Origin of the sequence: uncultured Arthrobacter sp. (assembly GCF_947493765.1) — a bacterium.
In the GTDB taxonomy this organism is placed as follows: Bacteria; Actinomycetota; Actinomycetes; order Actinomycetales; family Micrococcaceae; genus Arthrobacter_D.
Genome location: NZ_CANLSZ010000003.1, coordinates 365577 through 381045, shown reverse-complemented (window position 1 = coordinate 381045; position 15469 = coordinate 365577). Strand labels below are relative to the sequence as shown.

At 71.6% G+C, this 15469-nt stretch carries 12 protein-coding genes; all 12 read left to right on the top strand.

The features are described 5' to 3' along the window. The first annotated feature begins 30 nt into the window (after nt 1–30). The 12 genes from Q0747_RS06875 to Q0747_RS06820 all read left to right on the top strand — a co-directional run bounded on the left by Q0747_RS06875 (nt 31) and on the right by Q0747_RS06820 (nt 15358). Nucleotides 31–1818, top strand: coding sequence for a penicillin-binding protein 2 (locus tag Q0747_RS06875; RefSeq protein ID WP_298252920.1), 1788 nt, complete (start codon nt 31–33; stop codon nt 1816–1818). 100 nt (nt 1819–1918) lie between these two features. Beyond that, on the top strand, nt 1919–3472 hold the full coding sequence (locus Q0747_RS06870) for a UDP-N-acetylmuramoyl-L-alanyl-D-glutamate--2,6-diaminopimelate ligase (protein WP_298253069.1): 1554 nt from the start codon (nt 1919–1921) through the stop codon (nt 3470–3472). A 6-nt stretch (nt 3473–3478) separates the two neighbouring features. Further along, the gene (murF, locus tag Q0747_RS06865; RefSeq protein ID WP_298252918.1) at nt 3479–4969 is read left to right on the top strand and encodes a UDP-N-acetylmuramoyl-tripeptide--D-alanyl-D-alanine ligase; all 1491 of its coding nucleotides are present in this window, start codon (nt 3479–3481) and stop codon (nt 4967–4969) included. Next, a complete protein-coding gene (gene mraY / locus Q0747_RS06860; RefSeq protein ID WP_298252916.1) occupies nt 4966–6066 on the top strand; it encodes a phospho-N-acetylmuramoyl-pentapeptide-transferase in 1101 nt (366 codons plus the stop codon). The genes murF and mraY overlap by 4 nt, the downstream gene beginning before the upstream one ends. Further along, nucleotides 6063–7697, top strand: a complete 1635-nt coding sequence (gene murD, locus Q0747_RS06855) for a UDP-N-acetylmuramoyl-L-alanine--D-glutamate ligase (protein ID WP_298252914.1) — start codon at nt 6063–6065, stop codon at nt 7695–7697. Before mraY ends, murD begins: the two co-directional genes overlap by 4 nt. Further along, the gene (ftsW, locus tag Q0747_RS06850) at nt 7694–8977 is read left to right on the top strand and encodes a putative lipid II flippase FtsW (RefSeq protein WP_298252912.1); all 1284 of its coding nucleotides are present in this window, start codon (nt 7694–7696) and stop codon (nt 8975–8977) included. The genes murD and ftsW overlap by 4 nt, the downstream gene beginning before the upstream one ends. Then, on the top strand, nt 8974–10092 hold the full coding sequence (murG, locus tag Q0747_RS06845) for an undecaprenyldiphospho-muramoylpentapeptide beta-N-acetylglucosaminyltransferase (protein WP_298252910.1): 1119 nt from the start codon (nt 8974–8976) through the stop codon (nt 10090–10092). The genes ftsW and murG overlap by 4 nt, the downstream gene beginning before the upstream one ends. Nucleotides 10093–10142: 50 nt before the next feature. Beyond that, nucleotides 10143–11591: a UDP-N-acetylmuramate--L-alanine ligase gene (gene murC / locus Q0747_RS06840; protein ID WP_298252908.1), complete on the top strand. Its 1449-nt coding sequence runs from the start codon at nt 10143–10145 to the stop codon at nt 11589–11591. Further along, a complete protein-coding gene (locus Q0747_RS06835; protein ID WP_298252906.1) occupies nt 11591–12400 on the top strand; it encodes a cell division protein FtsQ/DivIB in 810 nt (269 codons plus the stop codon). Before murC ends, Q0747_RS06835 begins: the two co-directional genes overlap by 1 nt. A 199-nt stretch (nt 12401–12599) precedes the next feature. Then, nucleotides 12600–13790, top strand: coding sequence for a cell division protein FtsZ (ftsZ, locus tag Q0747_RS06830; protein WP_298252904.1), 1191 nt, complete (start codon nt 12600–12602; stop codon nt 13788–13790). A gap of 3 nt (nt 13791–13793) precedes the next feature. Next, on the top strand, nt 13794–14555 hold the full coding sequence (locus tag Q0747_RS06825) for a polyphenol oxidase family protein (RefSeq protein WP_298252902.1): 762 nt from the start codon (nt 13794–13796) through the stop codon (nt 14553–14555). Continuing rightward, nucleotides 14552–15358, top strand: coding sequence for a YggS family pyridoxal phosphate-dependent enzyme (locus tag Q0747_RS06820; RefSeq protein WP_298252900.1), 807 nt, complete (start codon nt 14552–14554; stop codon nt 15356–15358). Before Q0747_RS06825 ends, Q0747_RS06820 begins: the two co-directional genes overlap by 4 nt. Nucleotides 15359–15469 lie beyond the last annotated feature (111 nt).

The following is a 15469-nucleotide window of genomic DNA, read 5'->3' as shown; positions in this document are numbered from 1 at the left end:
CCTGCCTGCTCCGATCGACAAGGATTCCCCGTGACACCAGCACGTACCGGCAGCCCCGACAGCCTCCGACTGGCGCTGGGCTCCAGCCGGCTCCGCGTGGGGCTCGCCTTCGTCCTCGTCCTCCTCCTGGTCCTCGGCGTGCGGCTGTTCCAGGTGCAGGCCCTCGACCTGGACGGCATGGCCCAGGCCGGTCTGTCCAAGCGTCTGACGACCACGGCGGTGCAACCGATCCGCGGGTCGATCGTGGACACGAACGGCAAGAACTTCGCCCGCAGCGTGGAGCGCTTCGACATCGTGGTGGACCAGCGCCTGAGTGCCGTGGACGAGTTCCGCCGGTACAGCGACGAGCTCGAGGCCTCGGAGGTGATCCCCATGGAGCAGGGACTCGCCGAGCTCTCGGACGTCCTCGACGTCGACGAGGGGACCCTGCGCGAGGCCGTCCTCGGGGACAAGACCTTCAACTACGTGCTCAGGTCCGTCACGCCCGAGGTGAAGAACAGGGCCCTGGCCGTGAAGATCCCCGGTGTCTACGCCGACCAGACCAGTGTGCGCACCTATCCGGACGGCTCGGTCGGCGGCTCCATGATCGGGTACGTCTCCGCCGACGGCACGCCGCAGGAGGGACTCGAGTACGCCCTGAACGACGCGCTCGAGGGGACCGCGGGCAGCCGTACCTTCGAGATCGGCGGGGACGGCATCCGGATCCCGTACGCCACCAACGAGGACATCCCCGCCGAGAACGGGCAGGACGTCCGGCTGACGATCGACCAGGACCTGCAGTGGTTCGCGCAGCAGACCATCGCGTCCCAGGTCGAGGAGTACGACGCCGAGTGGGGCAACATCGTGGTGGTCGAGGCCGAGACCGGCAACATCCGGGCCATGGCCGAATCCACCACGCCGGACCCGAACGATCCCGGTGCCACGCCGCCCGAGAAGCGCAAGCCCAATTCGGTCAGCGCGTCCTTCGAGCCCGGCTCCACCACGAAGGTCATCACGCTCTCCGCCGCGCTCGAGCAGGGGCTCATCACGCCCACCTCGGAGTTCGAGCTCGACAACCGCTACACCGTGGGCAACCAGACGTTCAAGGACTCGACCGAGCACAAGACCGAGAAGCGCACCGCGGCGGGCGTGCTCGCGAAGTCCATGAACACGGGCACGGTCCAGATCGGGGAGCAGCTCACCAAGCAGGAACGCTACGACTGGCTGAAGAAGTTCGGGATCGGCGAACCCCTGGGCACCGGTCTCAACGAGGAGAACCAGGGGCTGCTGCCCACCCCGGACCACTGGGACGACCGCCAGCAGTACACGGTCCTCTTCGGGCAGGGGCTCACCCAGACCGCGCTCCACACCGCGATGGTCTACCAGACCATCGCCAACGACGGCGTCCGGCTGGCCCCGCGCCTCATCGACGCCTACATCGACCCCGACGGCACGGAGCACGTGGTGCCGCAGGCCGAGGGCACGGAGGTGGTCTCGGAGGAGACCGCGACGCAGATGCGCAAGATGCTCGAGACCGTCACCGAGGAGGGTTCCGGCAAGTCGGGGGAGCTCGAGCAGTACAGGGTGGGATCCAAGACCGGCACGGCCGAGGCGCCGAGTGCCTCGGGCGGATACGACGGCTACACTCTGTCCTACGCGGGTATCGCCCCGATCGAGGACCCGAAGTACGTGGTGGTCGTCACGCTGCAGCGCCCCCAGGGGGATCTGTACTACCTCATCCCGGGACTCTCGTTCCAGAAGGTCATGCAGCAGGTCCTCAATGCGAACAATGTGCCGGCGTCCACCACGAAGCCGGACATCTATCCGGTCGACTACTGATCCGAAGGGCCGGGGCACCGTGCAATCGAAGACTTCGCGCGGCAGCGCCGCGTCCCTGCTGCGACCGCTCACGGTGCGGCCGATCGGGCTGACGGCCGCCCTGGGCCTCATCGGGGACCTCGCCGGTCCTCAGGTCGCCCCCGATCTCCCCGAGATCACCGGCATCACGCTCGATTCCCGGTCGGTGCTGCCCGGTGATCTCTACGCCGCCCTGCCGGGCGCCGCACGCCACGGTGGCGAGTTCGCCGACCAGGCCCTCCGCGCGGGCGCCGCGGCGATCCTGACCGACGCCGCCGGCGCGGTCCTCGCGGAGCAGGCAGCCACCGCGAGCGGCCTGGAGGCACCGACCGTCGTGGTCGTCCCCGATCCCAGGCGCGCCGTGGGGCCCCTCTCCGCCGTGATCTTCGGCACCCGGGACGAGGGCGCGGCCCCGACCCTGTTCGGGGTGACCGGGACGAACGGCAAGACGACCACCACCTACTTCCTCGATGCCCTGCTCCGGGCGCTCGGTCACTCGACCGGGCTGATCGGGACCATCGAGATCCGGGCCGGGGGCGAGGCGATCCCCAGCGCCCTGACCACCCCCGAGTCCCCGCAGGTCCATTCACTCCTGGGACTGATGCGCGAGCGCGGCCTCGATGCGGCGGCCATGGAGGTGTCCTCGCACGCCCTGGAGTTCGGGCGGGTGGACGGGGTGCGCTTCGACGTCGCCGGTTTCACCAACCTGACCCAGGACCACCTCGACCTGCACGGCACCATGGATGACTATTTCGCCGTCAAGGCCGACCTGTTCACCCCCGCGCGCTGCCGGCGGGCCGTGGTGCTCGTGGACGACCCGTGGGGCCGCCGCCTCGCCGCGACGGCGCAGGTCCCGGTCCTGAGCCTCCGGACGGCCCCGGCGACGGACGACGGCGAGCCCGCCGACTGGACCGTGACCGACGTCGGGACCAGCGGCCTGGGTCACTCCTTCGTCCTCGCAGGCCGTTCCGGCGAGCGCCTGAGCCTGCGGAGCGGGCTGCCGGGCAGCTTCAACATCTCGAACGCCGCTCTCGCCGCGGTCATGGTGCTCGCCTCGGGTGTGCCGCTCGATCGACTCCAGGCCGCCCTCGACAGCCACGACCCCTTCACCACCGAGGTGCCCGGGCGCATGCAGCTCCTCGGCGAGGCGCCGGCGGCCATCGTCGACTTCGCGCACAATCCGGACGCCCTGGAACGCACCCTCGCCTCCGTGCGCCGACCCGGCGGCCGGGTCATCTCGGTCTTCGGCGCCACGGGCCAGCGCGACGAGTCCAAGCGCCCCGTCATGGGTGCGGTCGGGGCGCGGTTGTCCGACATCCTGGTGGTGACCGACGACGACCCGCACGACGAGGACGACGCCGTGATCCGCCGTGCCGTCCTGCAGGGCGCCGAGACGGCCGTGCGGGAGGAACGGCTCGACTGCCAGATCCTGGAGGTGTTCCCCCGGGCGGCGGCGATCGACCGCGCCGTCGAGCTCGCCACGAGCGCCGACACCGTGATCGTCGCGGGCCGGGGCCACGAGGTATGGCAGGAAGTGAAGGGCGTCAATGTCTCCCTCGACGACCGCGTGGAACTGCGCTCCGCGTTGACACGGCATGGATTCTCTGTGCTTTCCACCCCCGGGATAGACTTCTGAACCGTCATGATTGAATTCAGCGCAGCCGAGATCGCGGCACTCACGGGTGGGGTCCTGGTCGGCGTCGATCGCCGGCGCCCGATCACCGTCACCTCGGCCGCCGTCGACTCCCGTGAGAGCGGACCCGGGGGGCTGTTCATCGCCAAGCCCGGCGCGGAGTCGGACGGTCACCTCTTCGTCGGGGCGGCCTTCGACCGCGGCGCCGTCCTCGCCCTGGCCGAACGACGGGTAGACCGGGAGGACGGGCGTCCCTTCCCCGCCGTCGTGGTGCCCGACGCTGTGCTGGCGATGGGCACCCTCGCCGCCGAGACCGTCCGGCGCCTGCGTGCCGCGGGCGACCTCACCGTGATCGGCGTGACCGGGTCCGCCGGGAAGACCACCACCAAGGACCTGCTGGCCGGCATCCTCGGCCCCGTGGGCCCCACGGTCGCGCCGCGCGGCTCCTACAACGGTGAGGTGGGGGTGCCCCTGACCGTCTTCGAGGCGGGGTGGGACACCCGCTACCTCGTCATCGAGATGGGCGCCACCAAGCCCGGCAACATCGCCTATCTGGCCGAGCTGGTCCGCCCCGACATCGGGGTGGTCCTGGGCGTGGGTTCCGCCCACGTGGGGGAGTTCGGCGGTGTGGAGAACATCGCCCGGACCAAGGGCGAGCTCCTCGAGGCCCTCGGCGCGTCCGGGACGGCGATCATCAACGCCGACGACGAGCGCGTGCTCGCGATGCAGGGCAGGACCTCGGCGCGCCGCCTCTTCTTCTCGTCCTCGGAGGACTTCCACGCCGACGACGCCGTGGTGCTCGCCCGCAACGGCACCACCACCTCCGAGGGGCATCCCTCCTTCACCCTGGTGTTCCCCGACGGCAGCGAGCACGACGTCGTCTCGCCCCTGCTCGGCCTGCACCACATCGCGAACCTGCTGGCCGCGGCCACGGTCGCCTACGCCGTCGGGTGCACCCCGGACCACATCACCGCCTCCCTGCGGGTCCTGGCGGCGGCGAGCCGCTGGCGCATGGAGCGCACCGACCGCGCCGACGGCGTGAGCGTCATCAACGACGCCTACAACGCCAACCCCGAATCCATGCGGGCCGCCCTGCGCACGCTCGCCGAACTCGGCCGCGACCGACGCCGGTCCTGGGCCGTCCTCGGCGAGATGCTCGAACTCGGGGACCGCTCCATCGAGGAGCACGACCTTCTCGGTCGGGTGGTGGTGCGGCTGAACATCTCCAAGCTGGTCTGCGTGGGTCCGAACACACGCGCGCTGTTCAACGGTGCCGTGCTCGAGGGTTCCTGGGGGAGCGAGGCCGTCCACGTGGACGACGTCGAGGCGGCCGAACAACTGCTGCGGACGGAACTCGAGCCCGGGGACATCGTCCTGTTCAAATCCTCCAACGGCGCCGGACTACGGTTCCTCGGCGATCGCATCGCCGCCGACACCCAGAGCGCCACCGGGGACGCCGAGCGCGAACCTGACCCTTCAGGAAAGGCACCCCAGCCGTGATCGCTCTCCTCGTGGGCTCCGCCTCCGCGCTCCTCTTCGCCTTCGTGGGCACACCCCTGTTCATCCGACTCCTCGTCCGGCGCGCCTACGGCCAGTTCATCCGCGACGACGGGCCCACGGCCCACCACACGAAGCGCGGCACGCCCACCATGGGCGGGGCCGTGATCGTCGGATCGGTCCTGCTCGCCTACTTCCTGACCCATCTGCTCATGATGGCCACCGGGTCGCCGGTCGGCGGACCGAGCGCCTCGGGCCTGCTGCTGCTGTTCCTCGCCACCGGCATGGGGCTCGTGGGCTTCGCGGACGACTTCATCAAGATCTCCAAACAGCGCAGCCTCGGCCTGAGCGCCCCCGCCAAGATCGCGGGCCAGACCACCGTGGGTGTGACCTTCGGCATCCTCGCGCTGCAGTTCCCCGACGACCAGGGACGCACCCCGGCGTCGACGGCGATCTCCTTCATCCGGGACACGCCGATCGACCTGGCGTTCGCCGGGACCCTCCTCGGGGCGATCCTGTTCGTCGTCTGGTCCAACCTGATCATCACCGGAGCCAGCAACGGCGTGAATCTGGCCGACGGACTCGACGGCCTCGCGGCCGGGGCGTCGATCCTGGTCTTCGGGGCGTACCTGCTGATCGGCATCTGGCAGAGCAACCAGAGCTGCGGTTCACCGGGCGCCGGCAGCGTCTGCTACGAGGTGCGGGACCCGCTGGACCTGGCCCTCGTCGCCGGCGCCATGTGCGGTGCGCTCGTGGGCTTCCTCTGGTGGAACACGTCCCCGGCCCGGATCTTCATGGGCGACACCGGATCCCTGGCCCTCGGCGGCGCGATCGCCGGCTTCGCCATCCTGTCGCGCACCGAACTGCTGCTCGTGATCCTGGCCGGACTGTTCGTGCTCATCACGCTCTCCGTCATCATCCAGGTGGGCTACTTCAAGCTGTCCGGGGGCAAGCGCGTGTTCAAGATGGCACCCCTGCAGCATCATTTCGAACTCAAGGGCTGGGCCGAGGTCACGGTGGTGGTGCGGTTCTGGATCCTCGGGGGACTGTTCGTCGCCGTGGCACTGGGTGTCTTCTACGCGGAATGGGTTGTGGGATGAGCGAATCGGAGGGGACCATGACGACCGGAGCAACGGGAGCAGGGCGCGGGGCGGACCGGCTGGCGTCGCTGGTGACCTGGGACGCGGACTGGGCGGGCCTGCGCGTCGTCGTCGCCGGGATCGGCGCCTCGGGATTCTCGGCGGCCGACACGCTCGTCGAACTCGGTGCCGCCGTCGTCGTCGTGGATGCCGGGGCCGACGAGGAGAACGAGGCACGCGCCGAGACGCTGCGGATCGTGGGTGCCCGGGAGGTGCTGCTCGGGGCCGGGCACGCCGCCTCCCTGCCCCTCGTGGACGGCCGTCCGGCAGAGCTCGTCGTCACCTCCCCGGGCTGGCGGCCCACCCAGCCACTCCTGGCCGCGGCCGCAGCGGACGGTATCCCGATCTGGGGCGACGTCGAACTCGCCTGGCGGGTGCGCATCCGCGAGGGCCGCCCCACCGCCGACTGGCTGACGATCACGGGCACCAACGGGAAGACGACCACTGTGGGGCTCACCGAATCCATGCTCCTGGCCTCCGGCCGGAGGGCCATCGCCGCCGGCAACGTCGGCATCCCCCTCCTCGACGTCATCCGTGACCCCCAGGGCTACGACGTCCTCGCCGTCGAGCTCTCGAGCTTCCAGCTGCACTGGGCCCACTCGATCTCGCCGCTGGCCAGCGTATGCCTCAACGTCGCCGAGGACCACGTGGACTGGCACGGCAGCTACGAGGCGTACGTCGCCGCGAAGGCCTCGGTCTACGAGCGCACGAGGATCGCCTGCATCTACAACGTCGAGCAGCGCGAGACCGAGATCATGGTGGAGAACGCCGACGTCATCGAGGGCTGCCGGGCGGTGGGCTTCACCACGGGCACGCCGTCGATCAGCATGGTCGGGGTCGTCGAGGATCTGCTCGTGGACCGTGCCTTCATCGCGCAGCGCAAGGATTCGGCCGCCGAGCTCGCCGCCCTCCCGGATCTGGGCACGGTGGTACCCCGGCACCTCGTGGCCGATGCCCTGGCCGCCGCAGCGCTCGTGCGGGCCGCCGGTGTGGAGCCGGCCGCGGTACGCGAGGGCATCCGCGCGTTCCGCCCGGGAGATCACCGGATCCAGGTGGTCGGTGACGAGGACGGGATCCTGTGGATCGATGACTCGAAGGCCACCAATCCGCACGCAGCAGCCGCCTCCCTCGCCTCCTTCGAATCCGTCGTGTGGATCGCGGGAGGGCTCTCCAAGGGCGTCTCCTACGACGACCTCGTCCGGGACCACGGACGCCGCCTCCGCGCCGTCGTGCTCCTCGGGGTGGATCCGACCCCCCTCCAGGACGCCCTCGCCCGGCACGCTCCCGAGGTGCCGGTCCTCGTCCATCCCGCACAGCGCGCATCGGCGGACCCGGCAGCGGACCCGGCCGGAGATGCGACAGCAGAAGCGGCAGGAGACCCGACAGCGGACCGGGAGCCGCCGACCGGCGAGGCCGTCATGCACTGGGCGGTCGCCGAGGCAGCCGGCCTCGCCCGGCAGGGGGACACCGTGCTCATGGCCCCCGCCGCCGCGTCCATGGACCAGTTCTCCTCCTACGCCCACCGGGGAGCCGCCTTCACGGCCGCCGTCGCGGCGCGCAGCGGACAGGGGAGCGGTGAGGGCGCCTCATGAGCACCTCGACCCGCGCCGCGGCCGCAGCGTCGACGAGCCATCCGGTCCGCGAGCGGATCCGGAAGGGCTGGTCGCTCCTCGAGGGCGCCGGCCGGACGCCGTCGGGCTCCAGCTACTACCTCATCCTCGGCGCCGCCCTGGCGCTGACCGCGATCGGTCTGCTGATGGTCCTCTCCGCCTCGTCGGTGGAGGCCATCTCCGAGGGCAAGGAGAGATTCGACCTGTTCCTGAAGCAGGCCATCTGGGCCGGCGCCGGCCTGGTCCTGATGCTGGTGCTCTCCCGGCTCGGACCGCGCGCCTACCGGGCGCTGGCCTGGCCCAGCCTCGGCATCGCCGTCGTGCTGCTGATCCTGGTCCTCGTGATCGGGGTGGAGATCAACGGCAACAGGAACTGGATCAGGATCGGCTCCCAGACGTTCCAGCCGTCCGAGCCCACCAAGCTCGCGCTGGCCCTCTGGTTCGCGGCGATCCTCGAACGGAAGAAGGCCCTCATCCGGGACTGGCGGCACGCCCTGGTGCCGGCCCTGCCCTTCGGCGGACTGCCGATCGGACTCGTGCTGCTCGGCGGTGACCTGGGGACCGGGCTGGTCCTCATGATGATCGCCGGAGCGGCCCTGTTCTTCGCCGGTGCGCCCCTGAAGCTGTTCATCCTCACCGGTGCCGGCGCACTCGTCGGGTCGCTGCTCATGGTGGTCACCAGCGAGAACCGTGGCGGGCGCATCCGTGCCTGGCTCGGCCTGAACTGCGACAACGGGGCCGATCTGTGCCTGCAGTCGGACAACGGGCTCTTCGCCATGGCCTCCGGCGGCTGGTTCGGCGTGGGGATCGGACAGAGCCGGCAGAAGTGGAACTGGATCCCCGAGGCACACAACGACTTCATCTTCGCCATCATCGGGGAGGAGTTCGGCCTCCTCGGCACCCTCGTGGTCGTCCTGCTGTTCGGCATCCTCGCCGTCGCCACCATCCGGGTGGCCCTGCGCTACACGGATCCCTTCGTGCGCATCCTCATGGGATCGATCCTCGTCTGGCTGATCGGACAGGCCTTCGTCAACATCGGCATGGTGACCGGCCTGCTGCCCGTCATCGGGGTGCCCCTGCCCTTCATCTCCTACGGCGGTTCCGCGCTCACCTTCACGCTCGGGGCGGTCGGGGTCCTCCTGTCCTTCGCCCGCAAGATGCCGGTCACGCCGGAGACCGCACCGCAGCCGGGCCCGGCCGGGCGCACCGCCACGGCCACCGGCGCCTCCCGCACACCCCGACGGAACGGCACCCGAGCATGACACCCACCACCTCCGACGGGGCCGTGTCGGTGATCCTCGCGGGCGGCGGCACCGCGGGCCATGTCAGCCCCCTCCTGGCCATCGCAGGGGCGCTCGTCGAGAAGCGTCCCCACGCGCGCATCACCGCCGTCGGGACCGAGGCCGGCATGGAGACCCGCCTGGTCCCCGCCGCCGGCTTCGAGCTGCGGACGATCGATCGTGTCCCCCTCCCGCGGCGCCCGTCGATCGACCTCCTGAAGCTGCCGGTGCGCTTCGTCCGCGCGGTGCGGCAGGCACGCCGGATCATCGTCGCGGCCGGAGCCGACGTCGTCGTCGGGGTGGGCGGCTACGTCTCCGCGCCGGCCTATCTCGCCGCCCTCCTGGCGCGCGTGCCCGTCGTCATCCACGAGGCCAACGCCCGCCCCGGGATCGCCAACAGGGCCGGTGCGCGGATCGCGTCGCGTGTCGCGGTCGCCTTCGAGGGCACGAGGCTCGCGGGTGCGGTGCTGGTGGGCATGCCGATGCGCAGGAGCATCGCCGATCTCGACCGGGCCACGTCCCGCGGCGAGGCCCGCGCGGGCCTCGGCCTCGATCCGGAGCGGACCACGGTGATCGTCACGGGCGGGTCCTCGGGAGCTGCGAGCATGAACCGCGCCCTGGCCTCCGCCGTCCCCGATCTCGTGGCGGCCGGGATCCAGGTCCTCCACATCACCGGCCGGGGCAAGCACGTCCCCGGGCCGGACGGCACCCCCCTCGCCGTCCCGGGCTACCAGCAACTCGAGTTCGTCGACGGCATGGAGCGGGTGTACGCGGCGGCGGATCTGCTGGTGGCGCGCGCCGGCGCAGCGACCGTGAGCGAGATCAGTGCCGTGGGTCTTCCCGCGGTGCTCGTCCCGCTGCCCCACGGCAACGGTGAGCAGCGGCTCAACGCCGCCGGACTCGTGGCCGCCGGCGGTGCCGTGCTGGTCGATGATGCGGCCTTCACACCCGCGTGGATCCGCGCGGAACTCCTGCCGCTGGTCTCCGACGCCGCCCGGTTGCAGGCGATGTCGGCGGCCTCCCATGCGCGGGGGGTGCGCGACGCCGACCGCCGCATGGCGGAGCTCGTCCTCGCCGTCGCGGAGGACCACCGATGAGGCCGGACGGCTCACCGGGTCAGGACACGGCAGAAGGCAGGGAGGCCCCGATGGACACCACCGCACCGGCGCTCGAGGCGGGGCTGACGGAACCCGTCCACTTCATCGGCCTGGGAGGTGCGGGCATGTCCGCGGTGGCCCGCGTGCTCCTGGGGCAGGGTCTCCGGGTCTCCGGATCCGACGCCGTCGAGTCCAGGGGCCTGCGGGCGCTGGCCGCGCTCGGCGCCGACGTCCACCTGGGGCACGCTGCCGGGAACGTCCCCGGACGCGGCACCGTGATCGTGTCCTCGGCCATCCGGGAGACGAACCCCGAGCTCGTCGAGGCACGCCGCCGCGGCCTTCCCGTCCTCCACCGCTCGGAGGCCCTCGCGGCCGCCATGCACGGGCAGCGGTCGGTCGCCGTCGCGGGCACGCACGGCAAGACGAGCACGACGGCGATGCTCACCGTCCTGCTGCGCCAGGCGGGGTTCGCCCCCTCCTTCGCGATCGGCGGCGACGTCGCCGCGCTCGGCGTCAACGCGGAGTGGGCCGGGGGCGACATCTTCGTCGCGGAGGCGGACGAGTCCGACGGCTCGTTCCTGAACTACGCACCCCTGATCGCCGTCGTGACGAACGCCGAGGCCGACCACCTGGACCACTACGGCAGCGCGGACGCCGTCCACGCGGCGTTCCGGGACTTCGCGGACAGCATCGGCGACGGCGGGCTCCTGGTGGCGTGTGCCGACGATCCCGGCGCGGCCATGCTCGCCGGGGGGCTCCCGGCGTCGCGGCGCGTCCGGACCTACGGCTATGCCGAGACGGCGGACGTCAGGATCAGTGGGACGCGATCCGTGGGGAGTACCACCAACAGCGTGCTGTCCTTCTCCATCGACGGGCTCGACGCCGTCCAGGAGCTCCAGCTCAGCGTCCCGGGACGGCACAACATCCTCAATGCCGCCGCGGCCTTCACCGTGGCCCTCGAACTCGGGGTGGACCCCGCGGTCGCCGCCACGGGGCTCGCCCCGTTCTCCGGGGCGGCACGCCGCTTCGAGGCGCGCGGGGAGGCCGACGGCGTGCGTGTGTTCGACGACTACGCGCACCATCCCACCGAGGTCCACGCCGCCCTGACCGCCGCGCGGACCGTCGCGGGGGAGCACCGCGTCCATGTCCTGTTCCAGCCGCACCTGTTCTCGCGCACCCGCGAGTTCGCGGCCGGGTTCGCCGAGGCCCTGATGCTGGCGGATACCACCACGGTGCTGCCCGTCTACGCGGCGCGGGAGGATCCGGTCGACGACGTGGGCGGCTGGTCCATCACGGAGCTCATGCCCGCGGCCACGGCCCGCTACGTGGCGGATCCGACGGAAGCACTCCACGCGGTCGTGGGCGGGGCCCGCCCGGGCGACATCGTGCTCACGGTGGGTGCCGGGGACGTGACCCACCACGGTACGGAGCTCGTGGCCCTGCTCGCGCGACGCACGGCCGGCCACCGGCCCCCTCCCGCCGCCGGGACCGGGACCTGATGGCACGGAAGCCGCGACGGCCCGCGCGGAGGGCCGGCAGCACCTCCGTCCCCGAGCGCACCGTCGGTACGGTCGACGCGCCGCGGTCGGGTACCGTCCTCGACTTCCCGGCGCCCCGGCGGTCGCACCGTCGCAGGAACATCGTGCTGACCCTCCTCGGCCTGGCGCTGGTGCTCGGCGGACTGGTGGCGTTCGTGGTCTTCTCCCCGGTGCTCGCGCTGCGGACCACCGTGGTCCAGGGCCAGTCCCTCACCACCGCGGCCGAGATCGAGGCCGCCCTCGAGCCGCTGACGGGAACCTCCCTGACACGGATCTCCCGGGAGGACGTCCTGGAGCTCCTGGCGGACAAGGCCCCGATCGAGGACGTGCGGATCGCCGCGGAGCCACCCTCCACGCTCGTGGTGATGATCGAGGAGCACAAGCCCGTGGCCGTGGTCCGGGAGGGCTCCGAGTACGTGCTCATCGACTCGGCGGGGCAGCACCTGGCGGGCGTGGCCGATCGCGAGGACGTCGAGCTCCCGCTCATCGACGGTGGGCGGGCCGCCGCCGACCCGGCAGTGTTCTCCGCCATCACCGAGGTGCTGGCGGAGCTGCCCGATCCGGTCCTGTCCAGGCTCACGAGCGCGTCCGCGGGCAGCGTCGACTCGATCAAGCTGTCCCTCGACGGGGACCGGACGATCTTCTGGGGCAGTTCCGGACGCAGCGCGGAGAAGGCCCTCGTGGTGGAGGCCATGCTCGCCGCGCCGGCCGGGGACCAGCCCGTCGAGGAGTTCGACGTCAGCACGCCCGACCGTCCGGTGACCCGGTGAACGGGGCACGGAGAAGCCACCCGGGAGCGACACGCAACGCCCGGTTATTGCATCATGGCGCCGACGCACCTAGCGTCGAACACAGGAGCTACTTGACATAACGTTAACTTTCAACCTGAACGTTAACGTTGTGGGGGCAGACTTGGGCCGAGAATCGGCCCACCGAACAGCACACAGATTCGAACAAGGGACACAGGACGTGGCAGCACCTCAGAATTACTTGGCCGTCATCAAGGTCGTCGGCATCGGCGGTGGTGGCGTCAACGCCGTCAACCGCATGATCGAGGTGGGACTCCGTGGCGTGGAGTTCATTGCCATCAACACCGACGCCCAGGCGCTCCTGATGAGCGACGCCGACGTCAAGCTCGACGTCGGGCGTGAACTCACGCGCGGTCTCGGAGCCGGAGCCGATCCGGAGGTGGGCCGGCGTGCCGCCGAGGACCACGCCGAGGAGATCGAGGAGGTCATGCGCGGCGCGGACATGGTCTTCGTCACCGCAGGGGAGGGCGGCGGCACCGGCACCGGTGGGGCTCCCGTCGTCGCCCGGATCGCCCGCTCGCTCGGAGCGCTCACCATCGGCGTGGTCACGCGCCCGTTCACCTTCGAGGGCCGGCGTCGGTCCAACCAGGCCGAGAGCGGCATCGACACCCTCCGCGAGGAGGTCGACACCCTCATCGTGATCCCGAACGACCGCCTGCTCTCGATCAGCGACCGCAACGTGTCGATGCTGGACGCGTTCCGCTCCGCCGACCAGGTCCTGCTCTCGGGCGTCCAGGGCATCACCGACCTCATCACCACGCCGGGTCTGATCAACCTCGACTTCGCGGACGTGAAGTCCGTGATGCAGGGCGCCGGGTCGGCGCTCATGGGGATCGGTTCGGCCCGAGGCGAGGACCGCGCCGTCAAGGCCGCCGAGCTCGCCATCGCCTCCCCGCTGCTCGAGGCGTCGATCGACGGCGCGCACGGCGTGCTGCTGTCCATCCAGGGTGGGTCCGATCTCGGTCTGTTCGAGATCAACGAGGCCGCCCGGCTCGTGCAGGAGGTGGCCCACCCCGAGGCCAACATCATCTTCGGTGCGGTCATCGACGATGCGCTCGGCGACGAGGCCCGCGTCACGGTCATCGCCGCCGGCTTCGACCAGGTGGATGCCACGTCCCAGCCGGCACCGGCACCCGCACCCGCGTCGCGGCCCGCCGTCGCCCCGAGCGTGGGCGCGGACCAGCCGCGCCAGGCCGCATCGGCGGGCCTGGGTACCTGGTCCGCGCAGCGCTCGAACGGGCGGGCCGTACCGGCCGACTCGGGTTTCGACGTCGATCTCCCCGCGATCGTGGAGCCCGACCTCTCCGCCGGTCGCTCCGACGACCTCGACGTCCCCGACTTCCTCAAGTAGATCGTGGACACCACGGCCGTGGTCCGGACCTCCCCGTTCCACTGGGACGAGGAGGTCCGACCCGGGCTGAGGGTCGCCTTCACCTCGAGCGGCGCCGGTAACCTGGCGCTGCACGTGGGCGACGACGCCGCCGCCGTCCGGGGGAACCGGGCGCGGCTCGCGACGTCCATGGGCATCGGGACCGGAACGCTGCGGTTCATGAGCCAGACGCACTCGGACCGCGTGGTCGTCCTCCCGGGCGGCGGACCCGACGATGTCCCGGCCGGAGGGGCCCCCGACGCCGACGGTCTGATCTCGCCGGACGGTCACGCTCCGCTCGCCGTGCTCGTCGCCGACTGCGTCCCGGTGGTCCTGGCCGACGCCGCCGTCGAGGACGGCGGAACCGGAGCCACCGCGGTGGTGCACGCCGGGCGCGCCGGCGTGTCGAACGGCATCGTCCGTCGCGCCGTGGAGCTCCTGCGGTCCCAGGGCGCCACCGATCTCACCGCATGGGTGGGACCGGCGGTGTGCGGGTCCTGCTACGAGGTGCCCGAGGAGATGATGCACGGGCTCGCAGCGCTGGTACCCGAGGCGGAGTCGCGGACCCGGACGGGGGCACCGGCGCTCGATCTCCCGGCGGCCGTCCGTGCACAGCTCGGGCACGGGGGAGTCGATGTCGCCCCGACGCCGTACGCCGCCTGGTGCACACTGGAGCATCCCGGCCTGTACTCGCATCGCCGTGCACCCGGCGCCGGACGGATCGCGGGCCTGGTGTGGCGGACGTGACCGGATCGGGGGACCGCCCGTCCACCCCGTCCGGTGCCGGGGACGAGCCTGCCGGGGACGACAGAGCGCAGGACCGGGCACAGGATCGGGCGCAGGACCTCCGGGACCGGCTGGACGCCGTGCGGGAGCGGATCACCTCGGCGGCGATGGCAGCCGGGCGGGACGAGCCGCGCCTGATCGTCGTCACCAAGTACTTCCCGGCGTCGGACCTGAGGATCCTGGCCGGCCTGGGCGTCACCGACGTGGGCGAGAACCGTGACCAGGAGGCCTCCGCGAAGGCCGCGGAGCTGGAGGGCCTGCTGACCTGGCACTTCATCGGCCAGCTGCAGACCAACAAGGCCAGATCGGTGGTCCGCTACGCGCACAGCGTGCACTCCGTGGACCGGGCCTCCCTCGTCACCGCCCTCGGGAAGGCCGTGGCGGCGGACCGGCAGGAGCGGGCGGCGGGTCCCGGCACGCCCGCGGAGCTCGAGTGCTTCCTCCAGTTCGATCTCGACCGTGCTGCCGTCGCCGGCGGCAGGGGAGGGGCCCTGCCGGCGGACGCCGTCGCCCTGGCCGAGACCCTCGCGGGCACACCGGGCCTCCGGCTCGCGGGCGTCATGGCGGTCGCGCCGCTGGGTGCGCCGCCGGCACCGGCCTTCGAGCAGCTCCGGCGGATCTCCGAGACCGTCCGCACCGTCGACCCCGCCGCCACGTCCATCTCGGCGGGCATGAGCGGGGATCTCGAGGAGGCCGTGGCAGCCGGCGCGACACACCTGCGGATCGGTTCTGATGTCCTCGGCCCGCGTCCGGCCGTGGGGTAGCGTCGGGACCAGGACGGCGGGAGCACGCGCACCGTCCTCGCCCCCGTCCAGCACGCCCCTGGACCGCCCCACGCACGATCCCCTATCCACTCGTCCACGACAGGAGCCACC

Bases quoted from the DNA above. Each gene is read 5' to 3' on its own strand.
- murF (WP_298252918.1), top strand. From the start codon at position 3,479: ATGATTGAATTCAGCGCAGCCGAGATCGCGGCACTCACGGGTGGGGTC.
- murD (WP_298252914.1), top strand. From the start codon at position 6,063: ATGAGCGAATCGGAGGGGACCATGACGACCGGAGCAACGGGAGCAGGG.
- ftsW (WP_298252912.1), top strand. From the start codon at position 7,694: ATGAGCACCTCGACCCGCGCCGCGGCCGCAGCGTCGACGAGCCATCCG.
- murG (WP_298252910.1), top strand. From the start codon at position 8,974: ATGACACCCACCACCTCCGACGGGGCCGTGTCGGTGATCCTCGCGGGC.
- murC (WP_298252908.1), top strand. From the start codon at position 10,143: ATGGACACCACCGCACCGGCGCTCGAGGCGGGGCTGACGGAACCCGTC.
- Q0747_RS06835 (WP_298252906.1), top strand. From the start codon at position 11,591: ATGGCACGGAAGCCGCGACGGCCCGCGCGGAGGGCCGGCAGCACCTCC.